This window comes from Neisseria sp. 83E34, assembly GCF_001308015.1.
In the GTDB taxonomy this organism is placed as follows: Bacteria; Pseudomonadota; Gammaproteobacteria; order Burkholderiales; family Neisseriaceae; genus Neisseria.
The window spans coordinates 186,062-205,779 of record NZ_LGYH01000004.1 but is presented as its reverse complement, the minus strand read 5'-3'; the positions used below and the strand labels follow the sequence as shown (position 1 = coordinate 205,779).

The window sequence follows — 19,718 nt, the reverse complement described above, 5'->3', positions numbered from 1 at the left end:
CTAAAGCGGCAATTCCAACGTGCCGCTTTATTTTTTCAGACAGGCATTTTGTTCATTCAAACTCAAAAGCCTGCATCTGCTGCAAAACCTGTCTTGATTTCACACCTTCCGGCAAGCGGAAATCAATCAGCATACGGGTAAGTTTCAAAGCCTGCTGCAAACTGTCTCCACTATCAAACTCACCTTTGCGCAGTTGAATCAAGCTGTTGCCTTTGACAACCACACCCTGCGCTTCGCTTATATGCACATTATCGGCGCCATCAAGCGGTAAGGCCGCATGCTCCGGCCGCAGCCAGTAATCGCGCTCCGCATCAATCGCGCAACCGGCTTCATCATGCTGCAAATCCGGCGCAAAACCCAGCTCGGTCAGCAGAGACCACTCAAAGCAGCGCAAAGCTGCCACATGATTCGGCTGCCCGGCCACTGCCTTCATCAAGCCAAACAACGCATCATAAAGCTTTGGATGCGGATCTTCGCGCGCAGTCAGTTTCAACATCAATTCATTAGCATACAACCCGCTAAACAGCGCCCTACCTTGCGGCAAAGCCCAACCGCCGAGCCATTCGGCGCGGTGCAGCGTTTTCAATTCGCCGCTGCCATACCACGATGCACTCATCGGCACAAAAGGCACCAACACGCCACGCAATTCACTCTGCCGTTTGCGCGCACTACGCGCCAGCAGCGCCACACGGCCGTAATCGCGGCTGAACACCTCCAGCCACAAGCTGCTTTCCCGCCACGGGGTAGCAGTCAACAGGAAAGCCGGTTGGTGATTGATGCGGTGGGATTTGTCAGGCATAGTTTGCAGTGTCGGCATAATTGCGCGAATTATACCCCAAGCTTCATATTAAATTCGGATGCTCTACGGCTTAAATCAGAAATATTTTTCGATCCACAAAACAACAAAGCCGGAGATGGGCAATCCTCCGGCTTTAAACTGATTTGAATACGCAAATATCAAGGTGACAAACGCTCTTTAATCCACACATTATTTTCCAAACGGTAACGTATGCGGTCATGCAGGCGGCTCGGGCGGCCTTGCCAAAATTCCACGGCATCGGGAATCACCAGATAGCCGCCCCAATACGGCGGGCGCGGCACGTGGAACGGATGCTTTACACCTACGGCTGCCGCTTTCGCCACCAATACGGCTTTGCTTTCCAATACGCTGCTTTGTTCGCTGGCCCAAGCACCAATACGGCTGGTATAAGGCCGGGAATCGAAATACTCGTCTGAATCTTTATCGCTCAACTTTTCCACGCACCCTTCGATGCGCACCTGCCGCTCCAATTCGGGCCAGAAAAAAGTCATCGCAGCAAACGGATTGGCCGCAATCGCACGCCCTTTCTGGCTTTGATAATTAGTAAAAAATACAAAACCTTTGGGATTCACTTCTTTCAACAACACCATTCTGTTGGAAGGCCTGCCGTCTTCCCTTACGGTGGCCACATTAACCGCAGTCGGTTCGTTGACCGCCGCTTTCATTGCTTCGCCAAGCCATTGTTCAAACTGGATAATCGGGCTGGCGTCGCATTCTTGTTCCGACAATTCCTTTTTACTGTACTCTTCTCGTATGTCATGCAAATCCACGATGTTGTTCCTTTTTCAGACAGGCATTTATTTTTTCAGGCTCACTTCCTGCATTGTCCAGCTGCCACCTGCCTTGGTGCGTTTGAGGCGGTAAATTTTTTGTGCGGACCAAAGCTCCACCTCTTTGATAAACCCTTTTTCCTCATCACCAACCAAAGTAATCGTGCCATAAGGTTCGTGCGGCACGCCTGAGATATCCATTTGGAAAAACTTAGGCGAAGTGGCGCCGTTAACCATAATTTTAAACGGAAGAACCTGATTTTCCAACACGGCCACCTCTGCCGTACTTTCATCATTGTTGCTGGAAAGCTTGAATTTCCAATTATTGTTTTGCCATGTTTTGAAGTCGGCTACCGGCGCATCCGGCGCGTCAAATAAAGGCTCGGATGTGCGCGAAGGCGCGAAAAACAGTTGCGAAGCGATTAAGCCGAACACACAGCCGATCAGCAATGCCAAAATAATATGAGGGTATTTACTCATGTTTATCAGTTTCCTGTGCAAAGCGCTGTTTGTGTAACATAAAGCGCTCCATTCCTAAAAAATAATTTATTAACCCAATTGCTTTTATACTTATATCATAAAAAAATAAAAAAGCACTAACTTTAAGTATTGTTTACCAAGCAACCTTGCCTATCAGCCTATTCATCGGCAATCTGCGTTCAATCAACATGCAATGCAAAGCAGCCGAAGCCGGATAATCACTTGGAAATTCATACAGCCAGGAGCATAAACAGACAATCAAATTTCTCCTCTATTACTTAAACCCCGCATACTTATATCCATTTTTTTGATACAATAGCGCGTTTATTTATTCCACATTCTCCCAAGCTGAAAATCCCGCCATGCAACTGACTGCCGTAGGTCTGAACCATCAAACCGCTCCTTTGAGCATACGCGAAAAACTTGCGTTTGCCGCTGCGGTATTGCCTGAAGCCGTAGGCAATTTGGTAAGCAGCCGTGCCGCGCAGGAAGCAGTGATTTTATCTACCTGCAATCGAACCGAATTGTATTGCGTGGGTGATACGGAAGCCGTTGTGCAGTGGCTGGCGAACTATCAAGGCTTGGCGGTTGAAGAAATCCGCCCTTATCTTTATACCTACGGGTGCAGCGAAACCATACAACACGCATTCCGCGTAGCCTGCGGCTTGGACAGCATGGTATTGGGCGAACCGCAGATTCTGGGGCAGCTCAAAGATGCCGTGCGGGTTGCTCAAGAGCAATCTGCCGTCAGCACTTGGTTGAACGCCTTATTTCAAAAAACATTTTCCGTAGCCAAAGAAATCCGCTCCTCTACCGCAGTAGGCGAAAATTCCGTTTCTATGGCGGCTGCATCAGTGAAAATGGCCGAACAGATTTTCCCTTCCGTAAGCGATTTAAACGTTCTATTCGTCGGTGCGGGTGAAATGATCGAATTGGTGGCTACTTATTTCGCCGCTAAAAAGCCTAACCTTATTACTGTTGTTAACCGCACCTTGCCTAGAGCGCAAGAATTGTGCGACAAATTAAGCGTCAATGCCGAGCCTTGTTTATTGAGTGATTTGCCTGCCGTTTTGTCCGATTATGACGTGGTGGTTTCTTCTACGGCCAGCCAGTTGCCTATTATCGGCAAAGGCATGGTGGAAAAAGCCTTGAAAGAGCGGCAACACATGCCTGTGTTTATGCTGGATTTGGCAGTGCCCCGGGATATTGAAGAGCAAGTGAACGAGCTGGATGATATTTATCTGTACACCGTTGACGATATGACCGGAATCATTGAAACCGGTAAAGAATCCCGCCAGCGTGCGGCAGCGGAAGCCGAGGCTATGGTAGAGCAAAAAGTAGCTGAATTTATCGATTGGCAGCGCAGCCGGCAAAACGTGCCGCTGATTCGGGCATTGCGGGACGAAGGCGAACGCGCCCGCCGTTATGTGTTGGAAAACGCCATGAAGCAGTTGGCTAAAGGCACATCACCGGAAGAAGTACTTGAACGATTATCCGTGCAGCTTACCAATAAGTTGCTGCATTCTCCCACGCAAACGCTTTCCAAAGCCAGCAGCCATAATAATGAATTATCGGAAGCGGTTGCCCGGATTTACCGCCTGCACAATTCTGATAAATCATGATCACATAAAAGCAATGCCTGTCTGAAAACTTATCAACCCGTTTTCAGACAGGCATTGCTTCATTTAAACAAGCATATGATTTTTCAAGAATAATATGTGAGCAATAATTAAATTCATATCTAAAAGAATATTTTTCACAAGAAAAACAGCTTTTACCGCTTGCACTCGCACAATCAAGCACATAACCTAAGCATCATCTAAAAATTTTACGGAGCTTCAAGCATGTCGCTGCCCAAACTCAGTTTCGAATTCTTTCCTACCCGCACACCCGAAGGCCGTGCCAAGCAGGTAATTACACGCAAACAGCTCAGCCAATACGCGCCGGATTTTTTCAGCTGCACCTCCGGCGCAGGCGGCTCCACCAGAGAAGGCACGATGCAAACCATTCAGGATATTTTAAGTGAAGGCATTGCTGCCGCACCGCATTTGCCCTGCATTGGTATGCAACCGCAGGAAGTAGTTGATTTGTTGAATGAATATAAAGAGCTGGGTATACGCCATATCGTTGCACTGCGCGGCGATATTCCTTCCGGTATGGGTGCGGGTATGGATGGCTTGTTTTACGCCAACGAATTGGTTTCATTGATTAAAAACGAGTTCGGCGACCATTTCCATATTGAAGTGGCTGCTTATCCCGAATTTCACCCGCAAGCCCGCAGCGCAGAAGACGATCTGAATAATTTTGTACGCAAAGTCAAAGCCGGCGCCGATTCGGCCATTACCCAATATTTTTACAATACCGATGCCTATTTCCGCTTCGTCGACGATGTGCAAGGCCGCGGGGTGGATATTCCGATTATTCCCGGCATCATGCCGATTGCCAGCTTCTCCAAACTGACCCGCTTCTCCGATACTTGCGGCGCGGAAATCCCCCGCTGGCTGCGCTTGAAGCTGCAATCTTATGCCGACGATACGGCTGCCATTAAATCGCTGGCGCTGGATGTGGTTACCGAAATGTGCGAGCGCCTGCTACGCGAAGGTGCACCGGGTCTGCATTTTTACACGCTCAACCAAGCCGGATTGGTATCCACCATTTGCCAGCGCTTAGGTTATTAAAATTCTATGTTTATATACACGATGCCTGTCTGAATATTTTTCAGACAGGCATCGTATTATGCATAATGAAACAATAGCGCTATATAATTCGGAATCAAAATGCCTGTCTGAAACCAACTGAGTGAAACCGCCATGCCTAACTCTGCCCCAACCCTTGCAAAAGAATTAAGCCTAAAAAAAGAACAAGCCATCGCTGCCTATTTGTTCAAGCGGCAGCCCAATGTGTTTTTCGAGCAATACACCCAAGCCTTGGACAACATGCTTTCCTCATTGTGGCAGGAATTATTTGACGATAGCGGCATATGCTTGCTGGCAACAGGCGGTTTCGGCAGGCGGGAAATGTACCCCTATTCCGATTTGGATTTGGCCGTGGTTTCAGACACAGCACTGACCGAAGCGCATCGAGAAGCCGCCGCCGCGTTGATTCAAACCCTATGGGATATGCAGCTTACGCCCGCAGCCAAAGTCGGCAGCATAGATGAATTGTGCCGCAGTATTGAAGACGACCTTAGCGGCGAAACAGCATTTCTCGAAGCACGCTTTATCTGCGGCGACCAAAACACTGCTAATACCATGCTTCAAAAACTCAACCTGCAACGCAATGCCGCTCTATTTATCGAAGGTAAATTAGTGGAAATGCAACAGCGCCACGACAAGCAAAAAGGCTCAGGCGCACTGCTTGAACCGAATATCAAAACCTGCCCCGGCGGCCTGCGCGATATCCACACCATGATGTGGCTGGCCAAAGCGCAGGGTTTATCAACATCAGCACATTCATTGGTGCATAACCGCGTACTCACGCGTATGGAAGCCGGTTTGCTTTCCAACAGCCACAAGCAGCTGGCACGCATCCGAATCGAGCTGCATTTGGCCGCGGGCCGTGAAGAAGACAGGTTGATTTTTGATTTGCAAAATAAAATCGCCACCGACATGGGTTTTCAAAATGACAATAACCGCATAAAAAGTGAAAAACTGATGCACCGGCTTTATCGTGCCACAAAGACCGTCAAACAGCTGAACGGCATCATCATCCCCATGTTGCGGGGCCGCGTATATTCAGTATTGCCCCGCCATATACACCATATCGACGACGAATATTATCAAGTCGACAACCAGATTGCGGTAAAAGACAAAAATCTGTTCCGCAACGACCCTACCCATATTTTCAAAATCATCGAAATCATCCAGAATCGCAACGATTTGAAAACCATCGCGCCCCAAACCTTGCGCCAATGGTGGGCAGCGACCCGCAATATCAATAAAGATTTTTACCTAAATCCCGTCAACCGCGAGCGCTTTATCGGCTTTTTCAAAACCGGTAACGGTCTGACCCGCACCATGCGTTTTCTCAATCTTTACGGCGTGCTCGGCCAATACCTGCCTGCCTGGGAAAAAATCACCGGCCTACTGCAACACGACTTATTCCACATCTACCCTGTTGACGACCACATCCTGATGGTGCTGCGCAATATGCGCCGCCTGGCTATAGACGCCCATGTCCATGAATTGCCTTTCGCTTCCGGGCTGATGTATTCGTTTGAAAAAAAACATGTGCTTTATCTGGCCGCCATGTTTCATGACATTGCCAAAGGCCGGGGTGGCGACCATGCGGTAGAAGGCACCAAAGATGCGGCAAAATTTGCCCAAGACCATTTCCTCACCCAAGAAGAAAGCGACCTGCTAACTTGGTTGGTTGAAGACCATCTGTTGATGTCCACCGTAGCTCAAAAAGAAGACATTTATGATATTGATGTGATTACCCGTTTCTGCGACCGGGTTAAAACGCAAGAGCGGCTAACCGCTCTTTATCTGCTTACCGTAGTTGATATCCGCGGCACCAACCCGAAAATCTGGAATTCATGGAAAGCCAGTTTGCTGGAAAATCTGTTCCACTCAACAGCACAGCGCCTGGCCGGTGTGGAAAAAAACCGCAAAGCCATTACCAGCATCCGCCAAAACAGTGCCACCGAATCGCTCACTCAAGCCGGTTATGATGCTAAGCAGCAGCGCCGCTTGTGGCAAGCGCTCGGCCCTGCTTATTTTGTGCGGCATGAAGAGCAGGAAATCCTCTGGCATCTGCCGATTCTGATCGAGCATTTGGAAGAATCACAAATTGCCATACGCAATCTGCAAGATGCCGCTACTTTGCAAGTGATGGTGTATATGCCCAACGCCGACCGCCTGTTTACCCGCTTGTGCCGCATTTTCAGCCATTCCGGCTTGGATATTGTGGCAGCGCGCGCTTTCGTAACCGAACACAACTATATCCTGGATACATTCGTTGTTCAGTTTCCCAATCATTACAGCCCGCACGACTACCCGCGCATCCGCACATCGCTGGAAAAAGAACTAAACTGCTTTATACAAGGCAAATTCCGCACCAATAATTTATCAGGCGGCGTAAAAAGCCGCCGCGCCCGACATCAACCGATTGCGCCCAACCTGTTTCTCTCCGAAGAAGAAGACTATCCCGGCTGGTTTACGCTGGAGATTATTGCAGTCAACCGCCCTTTCCTGCTGGCTGACATCACAGAAGTGTTTGCCGAACTGGATATCAGCCTGCGTTACGCTAAAATCAATACTTTAGACGAACGTGTGGAAGACAGCTTTCTGCTATATAGCCCTCAACTCGCCAACCCGAAACAGCAGCTACTATTAAAACAGCGGCTTCTTGAGCAGCTAAGCATTTGAGTATTTTTAAAACGATTGTGCTTTAGCATTCGGCTGATTTTCCTGTGTAATTCTAAAATAATGCCTGTCTGAAAGATTCAGACAGGCATTTATCCTTGGAATATGTGGCAACAAGATATATTGCCTTATATAAAATCAAAATAAATATTATGGTGCTAACTATATCTTGAAAAGTAAATTTATATAAAATAATTTCATTTAAATCCGTAATTTAAATTACAAATTAATAACAAATGCATTATAATGGATAAGCATTTTTTACTTACTTTCAATCCTGACAAACATATTTGATATTCTATGTTGGTTATTTTAACCCTCATCTCTTTAAGCGGATTTTTCCTATCTAAATATTTCAGGCTAGGACCGTTTAATCCGTTTACCCTCTACTTCGGCGTTTGGTCGGCTATTTTTGTGGCTTATGCTTTTTTTCAACACACTTATCGACCGATTTCAGAAGAATATTTATTCCTTCAAATATGTGTACAGCTGATTGCTTTATTCATGATGGTTTGTACACGGCCATTCAAACCGGGCTTTATGCCGAATGCCCCTCAATACCAATTGAATAAAAAAATATTTACGATTATACAGCTGGCATTGATTGCCGCATTACCAACGTTTTATCAGATGGTTGTCGATTATGCAGGAGAAAGTATTTTCACCAGCTCGGGCTACACCCGCTTGCGTTATGTGTTCAATAATGAAGGCAAAGACATGGGTAAACTGGGCTATCTATATACGCTGGCATTTTTGAGCGCTTCAGTAGGCGTGTATTACGCCGCAAAAAAAGAGCTCAACAAATGGCAGGCAATATTAGCCGTGTTGCTCGCCCTGATTTATGCTTATCTCACCACCGGACGCACATTCTTCCTAATGATCTTTATTTTTACGGTTACACCCTTGGCCGTGATGGGTAAAATTAGACTGAAAGCTCTGGCTGTTTTGGGCTCTGTTTTATTGGGTATGTTCTTTTTAGTAGCCGCTTTAACCTCTAAAGGCGCATCCCCCGACGCTTCTTTTAGTGAGAATGCCGCCAGCTTCATTGAAAGTGCGCACAGTTATTTCATTGCGCCTTTCGTAGCCCTTTCCATGATTACGGATGAATTAAGAACACTGGCTTTCGGCGATTATTCATTGCGTTTTATTTTAAGCATACTCTCTGCATTCGGTTTGACTGATCCGCCCGGGCCCATTGTAAAAGGCTATCAATTCACACCCGCACCAACCAACCTCTACACGGTTTATGAAGTGTATGTGCGTGACTTCTATGTGTTCGGCTTTTTTATTCCGCTGATTTTTTTGCCGATACATTGGATACTGTATAAACAAGCGCGTAAAACCAACGATTTTTGCATGATTATTTACGCCATCTCGCTTTACCCCCTACTAACCCAAATGCTGCAAGATCAATACATGACTCTGATTTCCACTTGGATTCAAATGTTTTTAGGCTGCTTGCTGCTGATTAGCAGAAAAAGGACTTAACCATAATGCCTGTCTGAAACTTTTCAGACAGGCATTTTATAAGCGAGATTAAAATTATGGTTAAACTATCGTGCCATCATACTCATGACTTAAAACTAGAGTATGACAAGCATACGTTTATTAAGTTGATTCATCATAAACCCCCCTGAATAATTTCAAAACTACTTCAACACCCACTCCGACACGCAATAAATTACCAGCCCCACCAAACCGCCGACCAGCGTGCCGTTGATGCGGATAAACTGCAAATCCTTGCCCACGCTTAATTCCAGTTTTTCCACCATCTGTGCGCTGTCCCAGCTCTTCACTTTGTCAGTTACAAAAGCCGCAACACGGTCTTTATAGTTGTTTACCAAATCACGCACTATCAGCGAAACGCGCACATCCATCCGCCGCATAAACTGAGGATATTCCGCCGCCTGCCGCAGCATATGCTCCAACAACTTTTCCATCTGCGCCCGAACCAGCGAATCCGCTTTTTTCACATCATCCTGCGACCATTGTTGCAAACCCAGCCACAAACTCGTTACCGCCTCCTGCAAAGCAGACGAGGCCGCCAACTCGCGTTTGGTTGCCTCCAACCGTCGGTGCCACAGGCGCGAATGCCTTAACGCGTGCGCGATACGGTCAATCTGCTCCGAAGCAGACCGACGCAGCCTGTGCTGCGGGTTCTCCAATGCTGCGGCCAAATAGCCATCGGCCCAATCCAAGGCTTTTTCCGAAATCCAGCCGTCCACTTTTTCCAGCAGCGTGCCTTTAAGCGAGGCTTTGATTTTGTCCCAAGTATTCGGCGCATCGCGTTCGATTTTTACCGCCCACTCGTTCAAACTCTGCTCCAGCATCATACGTGTTTCGGGATGTTTCAACCAACGGCGCACCTGTTTCATCAAAGCGCAAAGCAACACATCGTCAAGCCCCTGCCGCTTGACGGAAGTCAATATATCGGCCAGCGTTTTGCCGATTTTGTCCCCGCTGTATTGCTGCATCAGCATCTGGCTGCCAAAGCGCGCTACCTGCTCCGGCTTGGCTGTTTTCAGTAAAGCTGGAATCTGCGCAGCCAGATTGGGTAACCATTGTTTGCGGTTTTTACTCAGCCAATAAAGCAGTTTTTCACTTGGCTCGGCCTGATACACACGGAGCGCAATCGGTTTATCCTGTAAAAAATTATGTTCGATAAAACGCCCCAGCTCCTCTGCAATACGGTGCTGGTTTTTTGGCAGAATCGCCGTATGCGGAATCGGTAAACCAAGCGGATGGCGGAACAGCGCGGTAACCGCAAACCAATCCGCCAGCGCACCCACCATCGCCGCTTCGGCAAATGCTTTCAGATAACCCAATGCCGGATAACGGCCCACAAAAATCGTGGCAACAACAAACAACACACATGCCAAAACCAGCAAGCCGGTTGCAAACATACGGTTTTTACGCAAACGCGCCCGGGCATTGGCAGTGCGCACTTCGGCAGATAGAGTTTGCATGGCGGTATTCCTTAATATTTATCCCAATCAATGTTGATTATTTTATACATGGTCGCAAAAAAGATTTGTTCAACCCCTTGATATATTTTCAAATAAACCTTTTGCAGCTTTTTCAGACAGGCATACAGGCTATATACAGTAAATGTTGGCAGCCATGTGCACAATATGTGGATAAACTGCTTTAACATTTGAAACATATCACTATTTAAAATTTGCCTAAAAATTAAGCAATTTTAACCTAATCCCTACCTGCCCGAACCCAACATAATTACCAACATACCAATCAAGCATAAAACCACACCCAACCAATCCGTAAGCTGCGGACGTACACCATCAACCAGCCAAAGCCACACTAAAGCCGTACTCACATACACTCCGCCGTAAGCAGCATAAACTCGCCCGCTCGCTTCAGGATGTAACGTCAGTAACCAAGAAAACACTGCAAGGCAAACCGCAGCAGGCAACAACAGCCATGGAGAACCATTTTGCCGCAACCACAGATAAGGCAGCCAGCAGCCTAAAATTTCCATCACCGCCGTTATGCCAAACAGCAACAACATTTTCACACTATTCATATCCACCTTTTCAGACAGGCATTTCCTGCAAACATTTTATCGCTCCATATGCCACAAAACCAAACTTGTTACTGTATTATTTTTCCAATAGGCTATACAATAGTCGCCCAAATTACTAACGATTACACAAAAGAAGGATACAACAAATGAGAATTCTGCTCACCGGAGCCAAAGGCCAGCTCGGCCGCTGCTTTAAAGACCGCCTGCCGGAAGACTGGGAATTAATCGCCACCGATTCCAAAACACTCGACATCACCGATGCTGCCGGTGTGATGAACATGGTAAAAAATTTCCAACCCGATGCCGTAGTCAACGCAGCTGCCTACACCGCAGTGGATAAAGCCGAAAGCGAACGCGACAAAGCCTTCGCCATCAACGCCACCGGCACCCACAATCTGGCCGCCGCCGCGCAAGCTGTGGGCGCAAAATTCGTACATGTATCCACCGATTACGTTTTTCCCGGCAATGCCAAAACACCTTACACGGAAACCGATGCGCCGGATCCTGTCGGCATCTACGGCAAATCCAAGCTTGCGGGGGAATTGCTTGCCCTATCCGCCAATCCCAACAGCATGGTTATCCGCACCGCATGGGTGTTTTCCGAATACGGCAACAACTTCGTCAAAACCATGCTGCGTCTCGCCAAAGACCGCGACACCTTAGGCGTGGTGGACGACCAAATCGGCAACCCCACCTACGCAGGTGATCTGGCACAAGCCATTATCAACGCCCTGAAGCTGCAAAATTTCCCCATCGGCCTCTACCATTATTGCGGCGACAAATCCGTGAGCTGGTGCGATTTTGCACGCGCCACTTTCCAAACCGCCTCGCAAAGCGGCCGCGATTTCCGAGTGCCCACCACTAATGGCATCGCTACCAGCGAATACCCCACCCCGGCTTCCCGCCCGGCTTACAGCGTAATGAACTGCGATAAAATCAAGTCACTCGGCCTAAACGTATCCGACTGGCAAGCCGCGTTAAACAAAATCGTGCCGGTATTGTTGGCTGAAGAGCAATCCTAATAAACCGCTTCCTAAAGCCGGCAAAACACAATGCCTGTCTGAAAACATTTTTCAGACAGGCATTGTGTTCATACCGTAGCTGTTTCATTAACCTATAAACAACCTTGTGCCTATACCGCTATAAGCCCGACCAAACATAAATACAACAATCCCTATCGGAAAAAACACTCAATCAAGATTAAACCGATTATTTCACTGAAAAAATCAATTTTTGATTGCCCCGCCCTACCACAACAAAATATAATTACAGATTTTGAAAAAATCATTCTCGCGCTGCCCGAACGCTTGAAGGTTCCCACGGAGAGCAATCAAACAGCTTTATTTTCACCCTTGCGAAATTCCGCTTTGCGGTACTCGTTTTACCGGAGTATTGCCATGACCACTGCGTCTGCCAACCAACCCTATCTGCAAATCAAAGGCTTGGTTAAGAAATTTGGTGACAATTACGCTGTCGATCACATCGACCTTAATATCGACAAACATGAAATCTTTGCTTTGCTGGGCAGTTCGGGTTCCGGCAAATCAACTCTTCTTCGCATGCTTGCCGGCATGGAAACCCCTTCCGAAGGCAGCATCATTCTTGACGGACAGGATATTACCAAGCTCGCTCCTTACGACCGCCCTATCAACATGATGTTCCAAAGCTATGCACTTTTCCCGCATATGACTGTGGAGCAAAACATCGCTTTCGGCCTCAAGCAAGACAAAATGCCCAAAGGCGAAATCGCCGAGCGCGTGGAGCAAATGCTGCGCCTGGTTCAAATGACCAAATTTGCCAAACGCAAACCACATCAACTTTCAGGCGGCCAGCAGCAGCGCGTAGCATTAGCCCGCAGCCTTGCCAAACGCCCGAAAATCCTCCTGCTTGACGAACCATTGGGTGCCTTGGATAAAAAATTACGCCAGCAAACCCAACTTGAGCTTGTGGATACGCTCGAAACCGTGGGCGTAACCTGCATTATGGTTACACACGATCAAGAAGAAGCCATGACCATGGCTACCCGCGTTGCCATTATGTCCGACGGCCAGCTCAAACAAGTCGACACCCCCAGCAATATTTATGACTTCCCCAACAGCCGCTTTACCGCTGAATTTATTGGTGAAACCAATATTTTTGAAGGCACCGTCGACAGCATAAACGAGCACCATGCCTTAATTAACTGCCCCGAATTGCCAAGCAAAATCTACACCGATCAAAAATTTGAAGGTAAAGAAGGGCAAACCATCTGGATCAGTATCCGACCAGAAGATATTGATTTACATAAAGAAAAGCCAGCCCATCGCGACAGCCACAACTGGGCGAAAGGCATTGTAAAAGACATTGCCTACCTCGGCAGCTTCGCCATCTACCATGTGCAAATGGAAAACGGCCGCATTATTAAAAGCCAGGTTCCTGCGCCTTATTGGTATGTGCGCAATATCACGCCGCCTACTTGGGATGAAGAAGTTTATTTGGATTGGCCCGAAAACCAACCCACCCCATTAACCCGCTGAGGAAACGCCCATGTCTATCAACATCAAACGCCGCCTACGCCCAGGGCGCGGCATTGTCATCGGCATACCTTACATATGGCTGCTGGTGCTTTTCCTGATTCCGTTTTTCATCGTGCTGAAAATCAGCTTTGCCGAACAAGAGCTGAAAATTCCACCATACAGCGATCTATTCATAGTCGATGAAGAAACAGGCAAACAAACCCTGCATCTCGTGTATTACAACTATCAGGAAATTTTTGCCAACTTTACCGACACGCTCAAACAGATGTTCGGCCTGGGCGATGCTACAGGCAATAATATGTATCTGCGCAGCTATTGGCTGTCGATAAAAACGGCTGCTACCACCACCCTTATCTGTCTGCTTTTAGGCTATCCGATGGCTTATGGCATAGCCCGTGCAAAACCCGCTTACCGCAACACCCTGTTACTGGCCATCATGTTGCCTTTTTGGACTTCTTTTCTATTACGCGTGTATGCATGGATGGGGTTATTGAGCCAAAACGGTATCATTAATAATTTACTGATGAAATACGGCATTATCGATGAGCCTTTGCAAATGTTTTACAACACTTTCTCGCTCAACCTTGTGATGGTTTATGCCTACCTGCCGTTTATGATTCTGCCGCTCTACACTCAGCTGGTGAAATTCGACGGCCGCCTGCTGGAAGCCGCTTCCGACTTAGGCGCAGGCCCGATTAAATCATTTTTTACCATTACCCTGCCTTTATCCAAAACCGGCATTATCGCAGGTTCCATGCTGGTATTTATCCCTTGTGTAGGCGAATTCGTGATTCCCGATTTGGTTGGCAGCTCCGATAACCTCATGATCGGTAGAACCCTTTGGATGACCTTCTTTGATGCCAATAACTGGCCGCTTGCCGCCGCTTTGGCCGTGATTATGGTCTTGCTGCTGGTCGTGCCCATTGCTTTGTTCCAGCATTATGAAAACCGCGAATTAGAAGAAGGAGGAAAACATGGCTAATCAAAAAATGTCTTGGTTCCTCAAGATAATGTTGTTTATCGGCATGGCTTTCCTCTATATTCCTTTGATCGTGTTGGTGATTTACTCATTCAACGATTCCCGCCTCGTAACCGTGTGGGGCGGGTTCTCGACCAAATGGTATGCGCGCCTGCTCAATAACAGTGAAATTTTGGAAGCTGCGTGGCTATCTTTACGTATCGCAGTGGTTTCCTCATTCGTTGCCGTAATTCTCGGCACTTTGGCCGGCTACTCCTTAGCACGTATCAAACGTTTTCGCGGCAGCACCCTATTTGCCGGCATGGTGTCGGCTCCTATGGTGATGCCTGATGTCATTACCGGCTTATCGCTGCTTTTGCTGATCATCCAAGTGCAAGGCATGATACAAAGCATCACGGGCAACTCTGCCGAATGGCTTGACCGCGGATTTTTCACCATTTTTCTCGGTCACGCCACCTTGTGTATGGCATATATTACCGTGGTTATCCGCTCCCGCCTGATGGAGCTTGATCAATCGCTGGAAGAAGCCGCAATGGATTTAGGCGCCCGCCCCTTGAAGATTTTCTTCGTGATTACCCTGCCCCTGATTGCCCCCGCAATCGTATCCGGCTTCCTGCTCGGCATCACGCTTTCTCTGGACGACTTGGTTATCACATCTTTCCTTTCCGGCCCCGGCTCATCCACACTACCGCAAGTGATTTTCTCTAAAATCAAACGTGGTTTGGATCCTCAGATGAACGTATTGGCTACCATCATGATTGCCATTGTCGGCACATTGGTAATTATCATCAATTGGTACATGATGCGCCAAGCCACCAAACGCGAGCGGGAAACCGCAGAAGCCGAACGTCAGGAAAAGCTCGCCGTGGAACAAGCCATTCATCATTAAACCGCTTGCATCCATACAAGCCGAACCGCAGGATTATGATTACATAAACCTGCGGTTTTTCATTTACCCCTTGTATATAGTTAATCAAACATGCCGTCACCGTTATTAAAATTAAGTGATCTAAGCACAAAGAGGCTTCCAAGTAATAAATTGATACAACACATGCCTGTCTGAAAATTGCTTTTTCAGACAGGCATTGCATAAACAAGTCGAAACAATATGTATATAAAATCGTACAAACGCTTTAAAGCATACATTCCTATCAGAAATAGAAAAAAGCCTACTGAATAGGATATTTCAGGCAACCTATTCATTGGCAACATTTATTTGGAAGATGCAGAAGTAAGAATAACGGATTCCGATTTCGTTAAAATACTCGGGATAAAACTTTCAGAATAGCCCGCAATAATCAAAATCAGCATTAAAGACCACGGATTGTCGTCCGACAAAATCACCGAGCTGATAAGGTTGGATTTAATCAGAATATAAGTGATGCTACCCGTGAAGAAGGCCAGAAACAAACGCTCCAAACCAATCAGAAAATAGCAATGCCTTCTTTCAAATTCCTGAAAACTCAAGTTTTTCGAATTAATCAACACCCCCGTGCTATTGCCGAGCAGAATGGCGAAAATAAACGGCAGAATCTCTAAAAAGTTTGTGAGAAAAGCATAGTTTTTTTCAAACGGAAACACCTCCGAAGCCACTTTAAACAACACGCACAAACAGATAGAAATAATATTCGGCATCAGATAAAGCAGCCTGTTTTTCAAAATCAGATTCTGCTCGTTATGAATCGCAGCAATCATGCGCGGGAACAGATTGACATTGTCTTCATCATCATTGTTCAAACACATCGCCAGCGCATGAGCAATGCGCTGCTTGTTCGTTTCAAAATCAATCGAGCGCGAAAGAATGGCTTTGGCGAGAATATAATCGCACCTCACCTTATTGAATCTATCCCGTATGATTTTTTCAGATTCATCCGTGTGGCCGTCGATAAAAAGCTTGATTCTGCTCTGAATATTCGGGCTGTCGATTTCATAAATCACATACTCGTTGTGCATCGCCAGCACATTCACAACCGTGTTCCCCAAAATATCGACCGACCCCACCTGTATATTTCTAATCGACTGCACGATACCGGTTTTCGCATTTTCCGGAAGATAGTTCTCCATTTGCTTCTCCCTCACAGTTAAAGGTTGCTTCAAGCCAATTCAACAGAAATTTTTTAGTTTGGGTGTGTGGATATTTGGGAATGCTGTTTTGTTTTGATGTTATATTAACAATATAAATCATTGTTTTCATTAGGTCTAGGTGCTGGGGAATGAGAGAGATAAGATGTTTCAGAGAAACCTGAGTAGCTTGTTTTCAGACGGCCTTGAGTATATGAATCGCCGTGGTACAGGCAACGCGTGCGTGGCTTTGGGTAAAAGCTCTACGCTTTAAGAATGGCAAACGTTAAACTATCGGTAGGATGTGCGGCGCAGCCACGCACGCGGTTTTGAATGGAATAGCTCATATCGGCTGCAAAGATTTTAAAATCACGCCACATTATTTATGTTCAAAACAATGCCGTCTGAAAAGAAAATTTCAGACGGCATTGGAACAGAAGCCCGAACAACGCGGGGTGTGTACCGCACGTACCGCACACACCTTACGCATGGGATTTAGGTTTTATGCAGGCTACGGTTTGCTTATTTCAAAATTACACTTTTACACGTTTTTGTTTATCCATTAAAACTTGAGTTTTAAATGGTAACTTTAGTAAAGATGCAATTTTTTGTTTAGTTTGGTAATTCACAGGAAACATATATGTATGCTGAATTACTAATTCTTTTAACAATCTAATGCATACGGGATTGTCTTTGATTTTACTATATGTATCTTGCAAAGTACTTATATTTAAACTTTTACTACCAAATGATAATTGTATAGATTGATATATAAGTAAATTAGCAGGTATTGCTTTATCTGTTTCGGCATCATTAACTGTATTTTGATAGATAGATAATGCTTCTCTAGAGCCGATTGACATGGCTATTTTTCTTAATACGCCATAAATAACACCATATGTTGCTTGTAAGTAAATATTTTCGGCATTCTTTTCTATTTCTTCGTTCGTGATAGATGGATGTTCTCGTAAATTTTGTTGAATAACTTCTAAAATCTCATTCTGGAATTGTTCAGATAAAGTAATAAAGTATTGTAAGAATCTTAATCCTGTTAATATTCCTTGTTGTGCTAAATTTGTTAGTTCGCTAATTTCAATAGAGGCATGTCTATTTTTAATAATTTGCCCTGCAATTTCTATTGCCTTAAATGATTTATTAATATTTGATAGCAAATCATTATTTTTCATTTCTTCTTCAAATTCCTTATCTAAATCAGATTTCGCATAGTATGCTTCTGATTTATCTAAATTCTCATTATATCTATTTCGTTCATCTCTAACATTTCGCTGTTCTAAAACTAAATCAGGAATTTGTTGTATAAAGTCCGTCATAAATTTAACTTCGTCTCTAGTTAATTTTGCTGGACTTTGATCTTTAAATAGTTTTTGTAGGTATTCAGTAATTTGATTTAATACAGATCGATTTTTTGTATGATGTGTTAAAAATATTAAAATATTTGCATGACTTTCCAAATGTAATGAATCTAGCAATAATTCAAAAGAGTTTTGAATTTCTTTATTTTGTACACTATCACCTAAACCATCAGCAATTTTTTTACCTACAAAAAAGTAGAATATATATGGGTATTTAAATTTTAAACTATCATTTTCTTTTGATAGGATAGAACATTTTATTAGATTATCAATAATTTCTATTTGTGAATCTTCGACTAAAAAACGACGTTCATATGACTTAAAAAAATCTTGTAATTTAATATCGGTTGAAGAGTAGTTATCTTCTTTTTGCTGAAAAATAAAATATGCAAATTCCGACAGTATGTTTATATACTTATCGTATTTATTTTTGCTAATTCTTGCATTTTCAAAAGATTGATAAATTAATTGTTGATAATAATGTCCATAAGAGGATAGTTCAACATTCTGATTATTTACAGCCTCTTGCATTTGTAAAAAAATTATTAAATAAATGGGCTTGGAAGGCACAATGTTATTGCTAATAATAGTTTTAAATTTATTAGTTAATTCACTAACATCACTAAATAGCTCTTCTTCTGTCAATGAGTCTTTATCACCCAATTCTAGCCATTTCTTTATTAATTCTTCACGTCTCTGATAGCCAAATAGTTTAATTTCATATGCGTGAAAACTATTTAATTCAGAAATGTCGGGGATAATATATCTAAAGGATTCATTTGCTGAAACAATTATTTTATCTGTAATCCTTTTCAAATCTCGTATAAGGTTGTTTTTTGATTGATTGTTCTTTATTTGGCATTTATCAAAATCATCAATTAATATTACTAATTTATTCTCTTCTAAAATTTTTTCTAATTCTAAATTTTCATATTGTTCACAAAAGGCCTTTTTAATTACAGCATCTGTATTGCTTTGCTTAATATTAGGAGCGGATAGTAATAGTGGAATAAATGGGCTATGAGTATATAATTCTAGAAAAGCTATTTTTAATAAAGAAGTTTTTCCAACCTGTTCTTCACCGAAAAATATAATATGCTCTAATTTTTTAAAAATCATCTCTGATGATTTTGGAGCAATAAGTACATCATCATCGTTTAGTATTTCTACGACATCGGGATAAACGAAAATGTCAGATAATTTAATTTCTTCTAATTTGCTGTGAGATAACTTAATATCAGTAATATTGAGATTCTGTAAAAATTCTGGATTGCCCCCTTTATTCTCCGGAATTATTTTATTCGGCGGGAGCAAGTTAATCTTTTTTTGCGTATCACCCAAAACTTTTTTAATTCCTTCAATTACGTTTAACCAAGCTGTATCCCTATCACTCCATGTATTAACAGCTTTTCCATCTTTTGGTAAGCCTTGAAAACGAGAAATATTTTCTTCGTGCCAATCAACTGAACGAATAATAATTGGAATTAAAACAGACTGATTAGAATCATGCTGTTGCATGGCTTGCTGCGCTTCTTTATTCATACAATAATCCGAAGCTAAAAAATCAGAGCTTACTAAAAATAGCACGATATCGCTATCAGCTAAATTGGAATCTATTTGCTCTTTCCATTCTGTCCCTGCTGTAATGCACCTGTCATGCCATAAATCAATTTTATTTTGTCTCTTAAGGCTTGATAAGTGGGCAATTAATTCATCTTTAAAATCTTCATCTTTATGTGAATAACTAATAAAAATTTTTACTGACATAAATATTCTTTCAATAAAAAAGTGATAATAAAAAATTATAGACAT

At 44.4% G+C, this 19,718-nt stretch carries 15 protein-coding genes; 8 read left to right on the top strand and 7 right to left on the bottom strand.

Annotated elements, in window-relative coordinates:
* Positions 1-52: 52 nt before the first annotated feature.
* From recO to AKG09_RS05765, 3 genes are all read right to left on the bottom strand, one after another.
* Positions 53-799 carry a DNA repair protein RecO gene (gene recO, locus AKG09_RS05775; protein ID WP_054618541.1) on the bottom strand — a complete coding sequence of 249 codons (747 nt, stop codon included), beginning with the start codon at positions 797-799 and terminating at the stop codon, positions 53-55.
* Between the two features lie 158 nt (positions 800-957).
* The gene (gene pdxH / locus AKG09_RS05770; protein ID WP_054618506.1) at positions 958-1,590 is read right to left on the bottom strand and encodes a pyridoxamine 5'-phosphate oxidase; all 633 of its coding nucleotides are present in this window, start codon (positions 1,588-1,590) and stop codon (positions 958-960) included.
* A 27-nt stretch (positions 1,591-1,617) separates the two neighbouring features.
* Positions 1,618-2,070, bottom strand: a complete 453-nt coding sequence (locus AKG09_RS05765; protein WP_054618505.1) for a hypothetical protein — start codon at positions 2,068-2,070, stop codon at positions 1,618-1,620.
* A gap of 362 nt (positions 2,071-2,432) precedes the next feature.
* On the opposite strand from AKG09_RS05765, the gene hemA reads away from it, so the two are divergent.
* The 4 genes from hemA (at position 2,433) to AKG09_RS05745 (ending at position 8,924) form a co-directional block, all read left to right on the top strand.
* Positions 2,433-3,692, top strand: a complete 1,260-nt coding sequence (gene hemA, locus AKG09_RS05760) for a glutamyl-tRNA reductase (RefSeq protein WP_054618504.1) — start codon at positions 2,433-2,435, stop codon at positions 3,690-3,692.
* A 222-nt stretch (positions 3,693-3,914) separates the two neighbouring features.
* Entirely contained in the window at positions 3,915-4,748 is an 834-nt protein-coding gene (gene metF, locus AKG09_RS05755; protein WP_054618503.1) for a methylenetetrahydrofolate reductase [NAD(P)H], read from the top strand.
* A 132-nt stretch (positions 4,749-4,880) separates the two neighbouring features.
* Entirely contained in the window at positions 4,881-7,439 is a 2,559-nt protein-coding gene (gene glnD, locus AKG09_RS05750; protein ID WP_054618502.1) for a [protein-PII] uridylyltransferase, read from the top strand.
* A 297-nt stretch (positions 7,440-7,736) separates the two neighbouring features.
* Positions 7,737-8,924 carry an O-antigen polymerase gene (locus tag AKG09_RS05745; RefSeq protein WP_082391823.1) on the top strand — a complete coding sequence of 396 codons (1,188 nt, stop codon included), beginning with the start codon at positions 7,737-7,739 and terminating at the stop codon, positions 8,922-8,924.
* Positions 8,925-9,085: 161 nt separating this feature from the next.
* Here AKG09_RS05745 and AKG09_RS05740 read toward each other — a convergent pair whose 3' ends face one another.
* Together AKG09_RS05740 and AKG09_RS05730 are read right to left on the bottom strand one after the other, a co-directional pair.
* Positions 9,086-10,402, bottom strand: coding sequence for a DUF445 domain-containing protein (locus AKG09_RS05740; RefSeq protein WP_054618500.1), 1,317 nt, complete (start codon positions 10,400-10,402; stop codon positions 9,086-9,088).
* A 245-nt stretch (positions 10,403-10,647) separates the two neighbouring features.
* Positions 10,648-10,977, bottom strand: a complete 330-nt coding sequence (locus tag AKG09_RS05730; protein ID WP_197272119.1) for a YnfA family protein — start codon at positions 10,975-10,977, stop codon at positions 10,648-10,650.
* Positions 10,978-11,123: 146 nt separating this feature from the next.
* Between AKG09_RS05730 and rfbD the strand changes: the two genes are divergently transcribed.
* From rfbD to AKG09_RS05710, 4 genes are all read left to right on the top strand, one after another.
* Positions 11,124-11,999: a dTDP-4-dehydrorhamnose reductase gene (rfbD, locus tag AKG09_RS05725; RefSeq protein WP_054618498.1), complete on the top strand. Its 876-nt coding sequence runs from the start codon at positions 11,124-11,126 to the stop codon at positions 11,997-11,999.
* A 369-nt stretch (positions 12,000-12,368) separates the two neighbouring features.
* Positions 12,369-13,493, top strand: a complete 1,125-nt coding sequence (locus AKG09_RS05720; protein ID WP_174263009.1) for an ABC transporter ATP-binding protein — start codon at positions 12,369-12,371, stop codon at positions 13,491-13,493.
* Between the two features lie 10 nt (positions 13,494-13,503).
* Positions 13,504-14,475: an ABC transporter permease subunit gene (locus AKG09_RS05715; protein WP_054618497.1), complete on the top strand. Its 972-nt coding sequence runs from the start codon at positions 13,504-13,506 to the stop codon at positions 14,473-14,475.
* The gene (locus AKG09_RS05710) at positions 14,468-15,361 is read left to right on the top strand and encodes an ABC transporter permease subunit (protein ID WP_054618496.1); all 894 of its coding nucleotides are present in this window, start codon (positions 14,468-14,470) and stop codon (positions 15,359-15,361) included. The genes AKG09_RS05715 and AKG09_RS05710 overlap by 8 nt, the downstream gene beginning before the upstream one ends.
* A 323-nt stretch (positions 15,362-15,684) precedes the next feature.
* Here the strand turns inward: AKG09_RS05710 and AKG09_RS05705 are convergent, their stop codons facing one another.
* Both AKG09_RS05705 and AKG09_RS05700 read right to left on the bottom strand, forming a co-directional pair.
* Complete coding sequence (locus tag AKG09_RS05705; RefSeq protein WP_054618495.1) at positions 15,685-16,536, bottom strand: hypothetical protein; 852 nt, start codon at positions 16,534-16,536, stop codon at positions 15,685-15,687.
* Positions 16,537-17,066: 530 nt separating this feature from the next.
* Entirely contained in the window at positions 17,067-19,673 is a 2,607-nt protein-coding gene (locus AKG09_RS05700) for a toll/interleukin-1 receptor domain-containing protein (protein ID WP_054618494.1), read from the bottom strand.
* Positions 19,674-19,718: the final 45 nt, after the last annotated feature.